The 535-nt window shown below is 38.9% G+C and carries 1 pseudogene; it reads left to right on the plus strand.

The window, feature by feature from the left end:
• Window positions 1-501 (plus strand): annotated as a pseudogene (locus tag AOQ71_RS44555) (IS256-like element ISAba26 family transposase); the annotation flags it as partial.
• Window positions 502-535 lie beyond the last annotated feature (34 nt).

Consider the following 535-nt stretch of genomic DNA (forward strand, 5'->3'; position numbering starts at 1 on the left):
TTCCCTGACGCGATAGCCTCTGTTTACCCTCATACTGATATTCAACTGTGTATCGTGCATGTTGTACGCAATAGCCTGAGATTTGTAAGCTGGAAAGACTACAAAGCTGTTACGTCGGGTCTGAAAGCGATTTATCAGGCAAGTACAGAGGAAAATGCTTTAAAATCCCTAGACATCTTCTGTGATCAATGGAATCACCAGTATCCCAAAATTGGAGAATCCTGGCGGGCCAATTGGGAAAATATCCGAACGATCTTTAGCTATCCAGCCGAAATACGTCATGCAATTTATACAACAAATGCGATTGAGTCGTTGAATAGCGTAATACGCCATTCAACGAAGAAAAGGAAAATCTTTTCATCTGATGACTCAGTAAAGAAGGTCATTTACTTAGCAACATCAAATGCTGCGAAGAAATGGACGATGCCAATTCAAAATTGGCGTTTAGCAATGAATTGGTTTACGATTCAGTTCGATGATCGATTAAAAGATCATTTATAAAAAATGGAACTTACACAAAATAATTTACAGGCTC

The sequence above is a fragment of the Bradyrhizobium manausense genome (assembly GCF_001440035.1).
GTDB classification, from domain to species: domain Bacteria; phylum Pseudomonadota; class Alphaproteobacteria; order Rhizobiales; family Xanthobacteraceae; genus Bradyrhizobium; species Bradyrhizobium manausense.